This is a genomic window from Butyrivibrio sp. XPD2006 (assembly GCF_000420865.1).
Classification (GTDB): Bacteria; Bacillota; Clostridia; order Lachnospirales; family Lachnospiraceae; genus Butyrivibrio.
Genome location: NZ_ATVT01000003.1, coordinates 155,707 through 170,464, shown reverse-complemented (window position 1 = coordinate 170,464; position 14,758 = coordinate 155,707). Strand labels below are relative to the sequence as shown.

Genomic DNA, 14,758 nt, shown 5'->3' with positions numbered 1-14,758 from the left:
AGCCCTTTGCGATCTTTTAATTACTCGGCATCCTTGGGTGTCTCGGGGAATATTATCTTATTGACAAAGAAGAATACTACCATGGACACTCCGCCGTTAAGTACTGTGGTTCCTATGTTGTAAACCCATGCCGGAACGAACTTTCCTGCAACTGCAACCCAAACGCAGTTTATGGAATTTACAATGCAGGTAATTACTATGAATGCCATCACATACCATGCAATCTGCTTACCGGGCTTTTCATGATTTCTGAACACGAAAAGCTTCTGGATAGGAAAGTTAATACACTCTCCGATGATCATGGCAATCATGTATGCGGTAAAATAGGCAAGTCCTCCGTGGGCCTGGTCATATCCCAGGATGTTCCACTCAAAGGTCTCTCCGAATAAAGTCACCGGAATTCCCGGCCATCCAAAACTCCTGTCACCCATAAAGGCAAATGCAGCAGGCAGGAAAGTAAGCAAAAGATACTTAAATACCGTTATGGCGTTACTTACTATCACAAACAGTCCGCCTTCTCTGACCCACTTGGCTACAGCAGGATGTTTTTCAGCAAAATCATTCCAAAATTTCATTTTCAGTCCCCTCACTTTTTCATCTTCGCTTCATAGGCTTTGTTCTTCTTACTGTTTCTGAAGTATCCGCCTATTATTGCTCCAAGGCCCTTAAAGAAGTGGCCGTTCACCAGATTGACAATTCCGTCTGCCATCTCCATGCTCACAGCACCTCCGGTCATCTTGGCCATAGCCCTGAAAGGCATGTTGTATATGAAAAGAGTGTTCAGATCCGGGATACCTTTATCGTCAGCCTTTTTCTTCATTGCAGTGAGGCGATTATATGCAAATCTTGCAAGTCCGCTCTTTGCGTAATACATCTGACACAGAGCATCATTCCTTGTAAGCTGTCCGCTCCACTTTCCATCGGGAATCGGCCTTCCGAGGAGCTTCTCAAATTCGGCATCCCCTACATTCTCGATCTTGCCGGTGTAGTAGGAAGGCATCTCTTCCTTGCTGTATGGAAGGTCAGCAGCTGTACCTTGTATCTCAACATTTGCACTGAGCCTTATATCTGCACTGCTGCTTCCAACCATTATGTTGTAGCGACCGCCTTCGATCTCCCAGGCATCAGTCCTTACGTTATAGAAACGGAAGGTCTTATCGTCAAAAGATATTGTTACCTTCTGAGCTTCACCGGCTCTTAAATAAACTTTCTTAAAGCCCTTAAGCTCTTTTGCCGGTCTGAATACCTTTCCGTCCGGAAGGGATACATAGAGCTGCGCCACTTCTGCGCCGTCCACGTTTCCTGTATTCTTAATCGAAAAAGACACTCCGCTGTCATCTGCTGTTATGTCAGAATACTCAAAGCTTGTGTAAGAAAGGCCAAATCCAAAGGGATAAAGCACCGGAACATCTGCCGTATCATAGTATCTGTAGCCCACATAAAGGCTTTCTCTGTACTCGGATGTTCTCTGCTGACTCGGATAATAGCGATAAGCAGGTGTGTCCTCATGTCTCCTTGGTATTGTCTCGGAAAGCTTACCGGAAGGATTAACCGATCCTGTAAGAATATCCAGAGTTGCACCGGCTCCCGCCTGTCCGTTTAAGTAGCAGTGAAGCAGTGCTTTGAAATAATGATGCCATGGCATCTCAATGGCAGATCCTGCGCTGATAACACCGACAAGATTTGCATTGGCCTGTCCCAGCTCCTGAAGGAGTGTTATCTGATTCTGAGGAATTCTCATATGGGTTCTGTCCATACCCTCAGATTCCGAATTTTCATTAAGTCCAAAGAAGAAAAGAACTATATCCGCTCTTGAAGCCAGATCCAGTGCTTCCTGACGGGTCTGTGCATCTTCCTCTCCGCTTCTTGAATATCCGCGGCTCATGCCCACAACCTGAAGGTCATAGCTTGAAACCAGCTCAGATACTGTCTCTACCTTAGTAGGGTTGACAAGGGATGATCCTGCTCCCTGATATCTTGGAACGAAGGCAAAATCGCCGATTATGGCAACCTTGGCCCCCTTCTTAAGAGGAAGAATGTTATCCTCATTCTTTAAAAGTATTGCACTCTCAGCTGCTGCCCTTCTGGCAATTCCGTGATGTGCATTCTTGTCGAACTGCTCTTTTCTGCCCTTTGCATTTGATGTAAGAGTCATTACAGCATCGAGAAGTTCGTCCACTCTCTCATCAACGTCCTGCTCAGAAATCTTGCCGCTCTTTACTGCATCTATCAGTTCTCTTGCTGAGTCAAGTCCGGGATTTGGCATCTCAAGGTTGGATCCTGCCGCAACTCCGAGCGCATGGTCATTACTTGCGCCCCAGTCGGTGATCACGATTCCGTCGAATCCCCACTCATCTCTGAGTATCTCTTTTAACAGATGCTTATTCTCATTGGCATAAGTGCCGTTAACTTCGTTGTAAGCTGACATTATGGTCTTGGCGCCGCCCTCTTTGACTGCGATCTCAAAACCTGTCAGATAAATCTCTCTGAGAGTTCTCTCATCAACAACAGAATTCATAGCCATTCTGCGAAGCTCCTGAGAGTTTACCGCAAAGTGCTTGGGGCATGCATATACTCCCTGGGACTGGATTCCTCTTACATAGGATGCCGCCATCTTACCTGCAAGGTACGGATCCTCTGAGAAGTATTCAAAATTTCTTCCGCAGAGAGGGCTTCTCTTTATGTTAAGTCCCGGGCCAAGCAGTACATTTACTCCAAGTGCCATGGCTTCTTCACCGAGAGTCTCACCAAGTGATTCTCCAAGGTCCTCATCCCAGCTGTTTGCTATTGTTGCAGCAGTAGGAAAGCATGTCGCAGGAAGTGACTCATTAAGTCCCAAATGATCTCCGGCTCCGGCCTGTTTTCTGATTCCGTGAGGTCCGTCCGAGCAAAAGATTGAAGGAATTCCGAGTCTTTCAAAATCTCTTGTCTCCCATTCACCTTTTCCGCTTAAAAAGGCTGCTTTTTCTTCAATTGTCATCTTTGAGATTATGTCCTGATATTTCACGTTTTCTCTCCTTTCGCTGACTTTATACTAGCACGCAAAAAAAATCGTGCCGTTTTTGTCACAAACGGTACGATTTTTGTCATGAACGGTAATTAAACTATCTTGTGTGTTTCTCCTTCTTTTCCTCGTACATGTTGTCATCCATGCGCTTCAAGAAGATATCGATCGAGTCATGAGCCGGTTCGTATATACTGTATCCCAGCGAAAGAGACAGCTTATATCTTCGCTCTTCTGTTTCATTAAACATCTTGAGTTCTTCTCTTATGCTCTCGACCATGCTCTGCATCTGCTTCTCATTGGCAGACCTCAGCATGACTATGAACTCATCTCCGGCAAATCTTATTGCCACTGCCTTGTCAGGCTTGGCAAAGGTTATGATCCTTGCAACATCAATCAGCGCCTCATCGCCATATGAATGACCGTAGGTATCGTTGATCTGTTTAAAGTAATCAACGTCTATCATGATGCCGCCCAGAGGTTTCTTGTCTCTGGTACTGCTCTCCAGCATGTAATCCAGATAAGCTCTGTTATAAAGTCCGGTAAGTTTATCCTGATATGAAAACTCGTTCTGTATGGACATATAAATGGCTGTAAGACCTACACCCATGGACACCCATATGAGTGATACACCATAAAACAGAACCTGGATCCCGCATCCCAGAATTATAGGGCTTAACATAATAAACAACGGGAAAAACCGTGGTCTTCCATATCGTTTTTCATAGGATTTAAATATCCAGATACTGAACAGAACATACCCTATATCCACAATATAATATGCATAATTGAAGGGAAGTCTGTGATATACATTATTCTCATCCAGATAAAAGATGATCGGCAGGAACATATTGACCAGCGCAATGACAACCAGCAAAATTGCAGGAATAAATGCATAAGTATATATTCTCTTAACCCTGGCCATGGATTTATACAGTTTCAGGTCCTCGTAAAGACACCAGGATGCGATAAATATCGGATTGACAACAAAGCAATAGGTGTTGGTCACAATGCCAACGATCCTCATAAAGAGCCCGGGCTTTCCGTCAACAAAAAAGGACAGGGAATCTACAATGCAGGCTATCATTGTCATAATAGTGATCATTGTAAATAATCTGAGTCCCAATTGCTTATCTGATCGCCTGATCCTGCTGCTGTACAAAAGAGCTACCAGAAGCACAAAACCCACATAGTCCTGAATGACTGTTCCGTATATACTCATGCTATTCCTCCGCGAGGTATAAGTATCTTGAGTTCAAACCAGTTCTTGTTAACATCAAAAGTGACACTTCCATGATATTTATCGACAGTATATCGTATACTCTTTAACCCAAAACCGTGACTGCTCTTATCTGCCTTAGTTGTCACCGGGTAACCATTCTTTATCTTTATCTGGTTTTCGCAATAATTGTTTATTTGTATTATAACAAAATTTTTCTTCGGAGACACAGATATGTGGATGAGTCTCTTTTCCGGATCATCAATGAGCGAAACGCTCTCTATAGCGTTATCCAGGGCATTTCCGAATATGGTACAGATATCGGCAACATGCATGAAATCAAGTATATTTCCATCCGCAACACAGGTAACTTTGATGTTATTGGCCCTGCAGCTCATCATTTTTCCGGCGATCAGTGTATCCAGAACACTATTGCCCGTCTGCAGCTCCGGACTGTAGGATTCAAGCTCCTGCTCCAGTGAGTCTATCCACTCCTGTCTCTGTTCTTCGCTCATCTCCGCACGGAGCCCTGCAATCTGATGCTTTAAGTCATGGTATTTGACGTTTATCATATCGAAGGTAGTCTGATAGTTTCTGTACTTATCATATTGGGCTTTGAGCATCGAATGGATGTTACTCAGCTCTTTTTCTGCAAGAAGCTCACAGATACGGCTCTGATATACATAGAGGATCATGATACCGGCTACATCCACCAGAGTCCTTACATAAAAGACATCCGCCGCAACACCTACAGAAAACGGTGTATTTGAAAAAATAAAACTGAGATTGCTGAAAGCGAAGACTGCTGCCGCTATAAGTATCGCTGCCAAAAGCTCATGTGTGTTTATCTCCAGCTGGAAAATACCTCTTGTTATACTCTTTTCCATATGATGAGCCCATACAAACACAAAAGCATAGACCAGGATCAGAATGAAAACCTGATTCACCATCGAATCATTGAATCTCCTGAAGAAGCATGCCAGCTGCCATTCCAAAGATGCTGCCAGTTCTGCCAGAAGAAACGCTCTTGCACAGTAATATCCGACCACATTCACCGTATCATCGCATACGATAAACATGAAAACAAACATGAAACCAACTGCCATGAGCATACATGGAATCCAGAAGAATATGGGAAGATTTGCCGTGAAAACAAGAAAAAGAGATTGCACCAAAAGTGCAACCACAGAGATTATTATAAAGCTGCTTCTCTTGACCTTGCGCTTTAAGACAAGGCAATAGGTAATGCAGGCCAGCCATTCCGCGATGGCCGTATATAGTCTGGGTATATCCTGATAATAGTTTTCCATATCATATTCCTGCCATGTAATCAGTAAGCGCTGTCATAAAGTCATTTTTTCTGGCACGGCTTATGAGGAGCTGTTTACCTGCTATGATGCAGCTACCCTTCTCAACGCCGTCCACATATTTGAGATTAACAAGATAGCCCTTGTTGCTCCTGAAGAAATGGTACGGAGCAAGCTGCTGTTCAAAATCAGAGAGCTTGGCCCTTATGGTAAACTCTCCGGCTCCTGTATAGAAATTCAGATTATGCCCCTGGCTTTCAATATAAAAGATATTGTCGATATCAAGCTTTTTAACTCCGGATGACATCTCAATGGAAATGATGTTGGAGTCCTCTTTCTTGACCCTGCCAAGAGCCCTGTCAAGCTTCTGGGAAAAGGCAAAGTAACTCACAGGCTTAAGGACATAATCGAGAGCATCCACCTGATACCCCCTTATGGCATAGCTTGTCATGTTGGTGATAAACATGATCACCACATTCTGATCAAGCTTTCTTATCTCCTCAGCCGCCGTCATTCCGTCGACAAGCTTCATCTCTATGTCCATGAGAATAATATCAAACTGACTTTTGTAGCCGTTTGTGATCTCATCTCCGTCTCTGAACCTTGTGATCTTGAAATGATTACCGCTCTCCTGCTGGTATCTGTTCACAAACTCAGTGAGCTGATCCGCATATGAATCTTCATCCTCTACAATTGCAAGGTTTATCATCTATGACTTCTCCAATCTCTCTTACGTATTATTATACACTATTTATTGTACATATGCCCTTTTGACAATTTTCCTTGCGTTCATCCGGTGCTATAATGACGTCATGAAAACACAAAACAGATTATACATCATGAATATTGATTCTCTTCAGGATCCCGGGCAGTTTGATATATGGTACCGCAGGATGCCGGATTTCAGAAAAGAAAAAATCGATGCCTTCAAACCGCAGCACTCAAAGCTATTATCCCTTGGTGCCGGAATACTTCTTGACACAGCCATGAAGGACATCGGTATCTCAAGCTATGAAGTAATGCCGGATCAGAACAAAAAGCCACGCATCAAGGGACATGGCGATATCTTTTTCAATATATCCCATTCAGGAGATGTTGTCATCCTTGGCATTTCAGACAGAGAGATTGGCGTAGACATCGAGAAGATCAAGCATTTTAAGGACAGCCTTGTAAACTATGTATTTGGCGAAGATGATCAGAATCTGGCAAAAGAGCTTATGGACAGCGAAAATGATGCGGACAAAGTCTATACAAGACTCTGGACCGTAAAAGAGAGCATCATGAAACACAGCGGAAAAGGGATAGCCATGGAGCCAAAAGGCATCTCCCTGCGCCTTGAAAACGGCAAGATAAAGGCCTCATCAGCCGTGTATGACTGTGAGGCACTGAATCTTTTACCATATGAAATCGAAAACTATCAGATAACAATTTGTTCAGAGTGCGATGAGTTTACTCTCCTGAAGCCATTTTGAGTTCTTCTTCATGTAGCTCCTGAATCTCATCTACAGCGGAAAGCATGGGTTTAACGTGCTTTCCTTTTATTTTTCTGTCAACGTAGTTCTGTGTTATCTTCATTACTGTTCCCGAAAGTGCCAGTACACCGATAAGGTTCGGAATAGCCATCATACCGTTGAAGGTATCTGAAAGATCCCATGCAAGAGTAAGGTCCATTGTAGCGCCTACCATGATGAAGATTACAAATACAAGCTGATATATCTTGGATGCCTTTGTACCAAACAGATACTCAAAAGCCTTGCTTCCGTACTGACTCCAGCCCAGTACTGTCGAGAACGCAAAGAACAGGATTGCGATGGCTATAAAAGCTGCACCGGCCTTGCCATATACTGTTGAGAAAGCCTCTGCAACAAGAGCTGTTGAAACCGCGTCAGAAACAACCTCACCTGTATCAAGATTGACCAGTCCGCTGGAAAGTACAGCAAAAGCTGTAAGGCTGCATACGATAATTGTGTCTGCAAATACCTCAAAGATTCCCCACATTCCCTGAACTACAGGTTCTCTTACATTGGATGAAGAATGGACCATAACCGATGAACCAAGACCTGCCTCGTTGGAGAATACTCCGCGCTTCATTCCCCACTGCATAGCATAGGCAACTCCGCTTCCTACAATTCCGCCGCCTACTGCTCTCATACCGAAGGCTCCCTTTATAATGGAGGCGAATACAGCACCTGCTTTATCAAAATTAAGAACAATAATTACAATTGTGCAAACTAGGTAGATCACTGCCATGAAGGGCACCAGTCTCTCAGTTACGGATGCGATTCTTTTAAGACCGCCCACAATAACAAGGCCTGCAAGTGCCATAAGAAGTGCACCGGTGAAAACGTATGGTATACCAAAAGCTGAATTCATGTTGACCGCAATAGAATTGATCTGACTCATATTGCCGATACCAAAAGATGCGATTACGCAGAAAAGGCTGAACATAACAGCAAGAAATGCTCCGATATGAGCAAAGCCTTTCTTGGAGCCAAGACCGTACTTGAGATAGTACATTGCGCCTCCGCACCATTCATTGCGCTCATTTCTGCGCCTGTAGTAAATTCCGAGAACATTCTCGGAGAAATTGGTCATCATACCAAAGAAAGAAACAATCCACATCCAGAATATCGCTCCGGGACCGCCTGCAAGAATGGCTGCTGCGACACCTGCGATATTACCGGTTCCGATAGTTGCCGCAAGAGCGGTACAAAGACTCTGGAACTGTGAAATCTGCGTATCGTCTTTGCCTGTGTGGGCTGTGACATGCTTATCCTTAAATATTCCGCCTATGGTACTCCTGACCCAGTGCTTAAAGTGAGAAATCTGGAATACTTTGGTGAGAATTGTCATTAAAATGCCGGTTCCAACCAGCAGAATCAGCATGGGAAGTCCCCATACAAAACCGTTAACAGCATTGTTGATGTTCTCAACGGAAGTTAATAAATTGCCCATATGCATCTCCTCCTAACTAAACCTCAGATATAAGAAAAAGGCGCACGAATTAATTCGATTCGAACGCCCTTGTTCCCGGTTAGTATATCATACTGCAACGCATTAAAGCAATAAAAAGTTAAATTTATTCATCAAAAAGTGGAGTTGAGAAATATCTCTCAGCCGTATCGGGAAGAACAGTCACTACCGTCTTGCCCGGTCCAAGCTTTTTAGCAAGCTTAATTGCTGCTGCCACGTTGGTTCCGCTAGATATTCCGCACATAAGGCCCTCAAGCCTTGCAAGCTTCTGGGATGTAGTTATGGCCTCATCATCGGATACAACATAGATATTGTCATAGATATTCCGGTTGAGAATATCAGGAATAATACCGTCTCCGATTCCCATCTGCATGTGAGTTCCGATATTTCCGCCTGCGAGAATGGCTGCATTCTCAGGCTCGGCAGCCCAGATCTCGATGTCAGGATATTTGTCTTTTAACACTTCACCGATACCTGTAAGGGTTCCGCCTGTACCTATACCCGAGCAAAATCCGTGGATCGGCTTTCCTGCCTGCTCAATGATCTCAACCGCAGTATGTTTTTTGTGAGCCATAGTGTTGTTTGGATTCTCAAACTGCTGTGGTACAAAGACCTTTGGATCCTCGTCGCGCATTTTAAGAGCTGCCTTTAAGCACTCATCTATACACTTTCCTATATCGCCGTCGTCATGGATCAGTACAACCTCTGCGCCGTAGTGTCTTATAAGCTTTCTGCGCTCCTCGCTGACAGAATCCGGCATGATGATAACGGTCTTATAGCCCCTTACTGCTCCTACAAGCGCAAGTCCTATTCCCTGGTTGCCGCTTGTAGGCTCGACTATAACGGTATCCTCGTGGATAAGCCCCTGTTTCTCAGCTTCTATTATCATGTTGAGCGCAGTCCTGGTCTTGATGGATCCGCCGATATTTGTCCCCTCAAACTTAACAAGTATCTCAGCACTGTCCTCACCTGTCATCCTGTTAAGGCGTATCAGCGGAGTATTCCCGACTGCCTCAAGTACATTCTCGTAAATCATGACAAAATTTCCCCATCTCTCTGATTTAAAATATATCCTCTAGTATACCAAAAATCTCCTGTTTGCAAACAAAAAAGGCTGAAAGACTAGTAAAATCTAGTTTTCAACCTTTCTGAAGTAGCAGGGGAAGCAGGATTCGAACCCGCATGAACGGTTTTGGAGACCGTGATACTAGCCATTGTATGATTCCCCTATTCCGTATCTGCGCAACAGCGCGTCAACGAAACATAGTATAGCATGCTGTACCATGTTTGTAAATAAGAAAAATTCATTCAATAGTTAGCGTATTTGCGCCTATAAAATCCTCATACGAGATATCGATATAGAAAACGCCTGCAGCGTAAGGCCCAATCTCATATTGCAGATAAACAAGCTCCAGATGATCATCATAATATTCCAGGTTTGTATTTTCAAAGCTTGCGATCTCATAAGCCATATCATAGATTGCATCAAGGTCAGGTGAAAAGAATCTGCTACGCTCATCTTCATCGCTGTTCGCCGCATATTCTCTTGTCTTTTCTGCAATAAAGGTCTTAAACTGCTCTTCATCACCTCTGAATATATCTTCGTTTTTAAGGCGTTTTCCCGTCTCAAGATCATAGACCACCTGATAATCGGTTCCATAACCATGGGCTCCACCAACAGCCATCGAGTATGTTGACATATCTACAGTAAGGAACCTGTCATTTATAACATTCATTTCCCAGACCAGGGATTCATGAGTATCAAAAAGACCTTCTTCATAATCATGCATATCACAATCATCATCACTGTAATCATAAAAATCATCAGCAGTTAAAAGCTCTTTTAAACTATTGTTGATCTCATCTGCATGCTCTGAATAACTTTCATCTATAACCGGATATTCCTCATAGCTCTTGCTTACAACCTTCCCGCATTTCGGGCACACGTAGCTCTCGGCTTCGTATTCAACAGTGCCATACGAAAGCGGTGTCACGTCTCTGACAGGACAATCTATATCGGTAAAAGACACATTTCCATCCTCATAGCTTACCCTGAGCCACTTGATCTTGTCTCCTGCTACATCAAGTACAAAAGCATTGTCTCCGCACATCTGGAAGTCGCCCTTCCTGCCAAGACCATATCCGCTTCCGGGAACGGATCTTGTTGAAAAGATCTTACTCTCCTCGCCACTTGCCATGTCATACGCATAGTAATCGTAGGTATCTATCATGTATACATCTGACTCGGTGTTATCACATGAATAAAGAATGCCGTCATTTATGCCAAGAGAGGTTTTCTGCTCCTCCCAGGGAAGTTCTTTGACTTCAAGAGTATCAGTATCAAGGCAGTAAGCCTTTTCAAAATCCCAATCCTTGGATGTTTCGTAGATGATTCCTGATCTGCTGTAGTCTGCAATCGTAACTCTTTCACCTTTAATCTGCGGAAGCGCTGTAACTGATCCATCGCTTTTTAACATAAAATATCCGCGATTTGAATCTCCGCCGTTAGGATCTTCGTCTTTTGCACTTACCAGAAGATATCCTGTTTCATCCAAAGTTCTTGCCACCGAAATGCCTTTGTTACTGCGATCCTGGGGTTTCTCTATCTTATAATCAGCGAGAATCTCAAAAAAATCTTCATTAACAGGATCATTTTCTGTATAAGTAAGATCCTCATTTATTGTAAATGAATATTCAACATCGCTATATCTTATCAGAACATTACCATTGTAATAATCTGTTGCACTCGGATAAAACTTACCGTTAAAGAAGTTAACTACCTCCTTGGTGTCACAATTATATGCATAGAACTTAACTTCATCAGCTCCGTATTCATCGTATGCGCATATCGCGATATTTTCGAAGGCTGTCACCAATCTGAGATAATATGATATTTTTATTTCATCCCCGATCGCCTTTATAATATCAGCCTTGAAAAACCCTCTCACCTTATCGCCGTTTTCATCCACGACATACATGTAATCATCGGTTATCAAGGTGTATTGTGGTTTGATATCAAGATAAGAGTCTTGTGTCGCTTCTGATTCCGGCTCATTTATATTGATGCCTGCATACTCTTTTTCTGCACTGCAACCTACAAGCACGTTTCCAATCACGAAAGCAGCCATAACAGCTGTAAAAAATCTCTTTTTCATATCCACTGATCTCCTAAATCTCACAAGTCTCGGTTTTTGATTATAACATATAAACAAAAAACAAGACCGAAGTGTTGCAACACACTTCGGTCTCAGACCGTTTCAAAAGCGGGATTTAGTTATATTAAAGGCTCTTAATGCTGTCTGTCTTGAAGATGAACTTAACGCTGCTGTCCACATCACTGCTTGAACCACCGAATGATGTGTAACTGTTGCCTGCTTCCTGGATTGCACTCATTCTGTCAGCGAAATCTGTAAGATCTCCGTCGAATGCTTCATAGAGCTTCTTGATACCCTCTTCATCAAGCTTTACAACACCGTCTAAGAGCTGCTGCATTCCGTCATCAAGTGTTGCTACGCCGTCATCAAGTTTCTTAGCACCGTCGTTAAGCTCTTTAGCGCCATCGTTGAGATCACCGGCACCCTTAAGAAGCTCCATGGCTCCATCGTTAAGCTGACCGGCACCATCCTTAAGTTCTGCAGTTCCGTCACTGAGCTTGTTTGCGCCATCGTTAAGCTTACTTGCGCCGTCATTGAGCTCTCCGCTCTTTGAAGCAAGGGTTCCTGTTCCTGAAGCAAGCTGGTTTGCACCTGCGCTGAGCTCACCAAGACCACCGTCAAGCTGTGTTACACCGCCGTATACCTGATTTGCTCCGTTTGCAAGAGCTGCTGTACCGTTCTGAAGCTCACCTGCTTTTGTCTCAACTGTTGACATAATACCTGCAAGCTCTTCAGGATCAAGGCCGATGCTGCCAAGGCTTGCCAATGTCTGATCAATTGCAGTAATAGCTGCACTTGTTGCACCAACAAGCTTCTGGTACTTGGCAACTACTCTCATTCCTGCCTTAAGGTCTTCAACGCCCTGTCTGTACTGAAGCGCTGCCTGATAATATAAATTCATTCCATCAGCTGCTGCCTGTGCCTGAGCTCCGTATTTTTCTGCTTCTGTCTTGGCTGTCTGCGCTGCTGTCAATGCCTCCTGAAGCTGTTCCTGAGTCTTCTTAAGCTCTTCCTCAAGCTTCGCAATTTTCGCTTCATCAGCTGATGAATCCCCATTTAAGTCTGTAGCAAGTGATGCACCAAGCATTGCATCTACATCACCTTCAGGTGTCAGATCAGTAACAGTAAAGGTAGTTGTACTGTAATTCTCTGTCGCAGGTGTCTCTGTTTGTACAGGTGTCTCTGTCACTACAGGAGTCTCAGTTACTACAGGAGTCTCAGTTACTACAGGTGTCTCTGTTACTACAGGTGTCTCTGTTACAACAGGTGTCTCTGTCACAACAGGTGTCTCTGTTACAACGGGTGTCTCTGTCACAACAGGTGTCTCAGAGCCATCATCCTCTGTAATGGTATCTGATGTAACTTCCTGTACCAGTTCATCGCCGTTGTCCGGAATATCGACATTTACAGTTTCAGTAGTCTCTGCAGAAGTCTGATCGGGCTGACCTGCCTGCGCAGCTTGTGCGGCAGCTGCTGCCTTGGGAGAAGGAAGTGCAGGAGTCTCCTCAGCAGATGCAGCAAGTGCCTGCTTTGCATAAAGAACCAGTTTTGTAGCATCCTCCTGAGATACAGGTGCTCCTGCCAGCTCAGCAATCGTGCTTGCTACATCCTCATCCCAACCCTGGCCTGTTGCAAGGAAGTTCTGTGTCTTTTCAAGTGCACTTCTCTTTGCAGTGAGTGCAGTAACGTTCTGATTCATTGCATCTGTCAGTCCGTTGATCCTTGCTTTATAAGCAGGAAGAAGCTCGCCCAATCCGCTTACTTCTCTGGCAAGTGTATTAGCACCGTCTGCAAGCTGGCTTGCTCCGGTCTTCAGCGCTGAAGATCCCTGTTTAGCAGTTGTTGCACCCTGTGCAAGAGCTACTGCGCCGTCATTGACCTGTGAAACACCGTTTGTATAAGCTGAAATTCCATCTTTTAATGTTGCTGTTCCGCCGGCAAGTGTGCCTGCGCCGTCACGAAGAGTTCCGGCTCCGTCATAGAGTTTGCTTGTTCCGTCCTTAAGTTCTCCGGCTCCGTCTGCAAGCTTACCTGTTCCGTCATAAAGCTTGCTTGTTCCGTCATAGAGCTTACCTGTTCCGTCCTTAAGTTCTCCTGTTCCGTCCTTAAGCTCTTTTGCTCCGTCTACAAGTTGATTTGATCCGTCATTGAGATCTCCCATATCATTTTTAAGATCCTCAATCTTATCAGATCCTGTGATATCTGTGAGACCAAAATCTGAAAGGATGTCTGAACTTGCCATTGTAATTGTCATTCCAAGCTCGAAGTCTGTAGTATCAGCAGTGATCTCGAAGCTGTTTGAAAGCTTTTCCTTGATCTCATCTGCATCCTCAAGCTCATCCCACTTATCATCAGAGATATCAAGACTCTCTTTAAGACCCGGAAGGGCAACACCCATAACCACATAGTTGCCGCCGTCAGAGATAACCTTACCGTTTGATATCTCAACGTTTGAGAACTTGTCTGAATCAAGCATCATACCGGATACCATTGCAAACGGTGTGTAAACCTCAATGTCTTTTCCATCGACATTAACTGTCTGCTTAGCGTTGTTCTCATACTCGAAACGGATTGTTACTCTTCCGCTCTTTCCTGCAAGTTCCTCAGGAGTAATCTCTTTTCCGTCAAGAGTGTATGTGATCTTCATGGTAACAGGGAGCTGTTTGTCTGTAGTTCCCTGATAGTAAATATCCGATCCTTCAGCGTCCCATGTAAGTGAGCCGTCTCCGTTGTCCTTAAATGTCTCAGTTCCCTTTACATTGACAATATCCTTAAGTTCAGTAGTATCTGATATTTCCGATGAAGCTGTGGCATTCTTGAGCCACTCGCTTACGATAACATCGTTTACAGCTCCGTTGGCATCCGCTGTTACATATACGGTTTCAACCTTTCCGGCATCTGCCTCGGATCCTGTCACAACGGAATTGCCTGTTATCTTCTCTTCGAGTTCAGCCTCTTCTGCTGTCTCTTCTACTGCTGTCTGTGTCTGTGTATCTGCTGTTGTCTGGCCACATGCTACTGTCATAACTGCCAGCATTGCTGCCATAACCACTGATAATGATTTGATTAAATTCTTTCTGATCATTGTTTTCTCCTCCTG

10 protein-coding genes and 1 tRNA gene are annotated in these 14,758 nt (G+C 44.1%); 1 reads left to right on the top strand and 10 read right to left on the bottom strand.

What is annotated here, in order from left to right:
• Positions 1-20: 20 nt before the first annotated feature.
• The 5 genes from G590_RS0104570 to G590_RS0104550 form a co-directional block, all read right to left on the bottom strand.
• Positions 21-575: a GtrA family protein gene (locus tag G590_RS0104570; RefSeq protein ID WP_022764493.1), complete on the bottom strand. Its 555-nt coding sequence runs from the start codon at positions 573-575 to the stop codon at positions 21-23.
• A gap of 11 nt (positions 576-586) precedes the next feature.
• Positions 587-3,007, bottom strand: a complete 2,421-nt coding sequence (locus tag G590_RS0104565; protein ID WP_022764492.1) for a glycoside hydrolase family 3 C-terminal domain-containing protein — start codon at positions 3,005-3,007, stop codon at positions 587-589.
• A gap of 97 nt (positions 3,008-3,104) precedes the next feature.
• Positions 3,105-4,226: a GGDEF domain-containing protein gene (locus G590_RS0104560; RefSeq protein WP_022764491.1), complete on the bottom strand. Its 1,122-nt coding sequence runs from the start codon at positions 4,224-4,226 to the stop codon at positions 3,105-3,107.
• Positions 4,223-5,533 (bottom strand): GHKL domain-containing protein, encoded by a 1,311-nt coding sequence (locus G590_RS0104555; protein ID WP_022764490.1) that lies wholly within the window; start codon positions 5,531-5,533, stop codon positions 4,223-4,225. The genes G590_RS0104560 and G590_RS0104555 overlap by 4 nt, the downstream gene beginning before the upstream one ends.
• A 1-nt stretch (position 5,534) precedes the next feature.
• On the bottom strand, positions 5,535-6,239 hold the full coding sequence (locus G590_RS0104550) for a LytR/AlgR family response regulator transcription factor (RefSeq protein ID WP_022764489.1): 705 nt from the start codon (positions 6,237-6,239) through the stop codon (positions 5,535-5,537).
• Positions 6,240-6,369: 130 nt separating this feature from the next.
• On the opposite strand from G590_RS0104550, the gene G590_RS0104545 reads away from it, so the two are divergent.
• The gene (locus G590_RS0104545) at positions 6,370-7,002 is read left to right on the top strand and encodes a 4'-phosphopantetheinyl transferase family protein (RefSeq protein ID WP_022764488.1); all 633 of its coding nucleotides are present in this window, start codon (positions 6,370-6,372) and stop codon (positions 7,000-7,002) included.
• Here G590_RS0104545 and G590_RS0104540 read toward each other — a convergent pair.
• From G590_RS0104540 to G590_RS20420, 5 genes are all read right to left on the bottom strand, one after another.
• A complete protein-coding gene (locus G590_RS0104540; protein ID WP_022764487.1) occupies positions 6,980-8,485 on the bottom strand; it encodes an alanine/glycine:cation symporter family protein in 1,506 nt (501 codons plus the stop codon). The genes G590_RS0104545 and G590_RS0104540 overlap by 23 nt on opposite strands.
• A 124-nt stretch (positions 8,486-8,609) precedes the next feature.
• Positions 8,610-9,539 (bottom strand): cysteine synthase A, encoded by a 930-nt coding sequence (gene cysK, locus G590_RS0104535; RefSeq protein WP_022764486.1) that lies wholly within the window; start codon positions 9,537-9,539, stop codon positions 8,610-8,612.
• 121 nt (positions 9,540-9,660) lie between these two features.
• Positions 9,661-9,732: transfer RNA gene (locus tag G590_RS0104530), tRNA-Trp, on the bottom strand.
• A 75-nt stretch (positions 9,733-9,807) separates the two neighbouring features.
• The gene (locus G590_RS0104525; protein WP_022764485.1) at positions 9,808-11,658 is read right to left on the bottom strand and encodes an RsiV family protein; all 1,851 of its coding nucleotides are present in this window, start codon (positions 11,656-11,658) and stop codon (positions 9,808-9,810) included.
• 124 nt (positions 11,659-11,782) lie between these two features.
• The gene (locus tag G590_RS20420; RefSeq protein ID WP_022764484.1) at positions 11,783-14,743 is read right to left on the bottom strand and encodes a hypothetical protein; all 2,961 of its coding nucleotides are present in this window, start codon (positions 14,741-14,743) and stop codon (positions 11,783-11,785) included.
• Positions 14,744-14,758 lie beyond the last annotated feature (15 nt).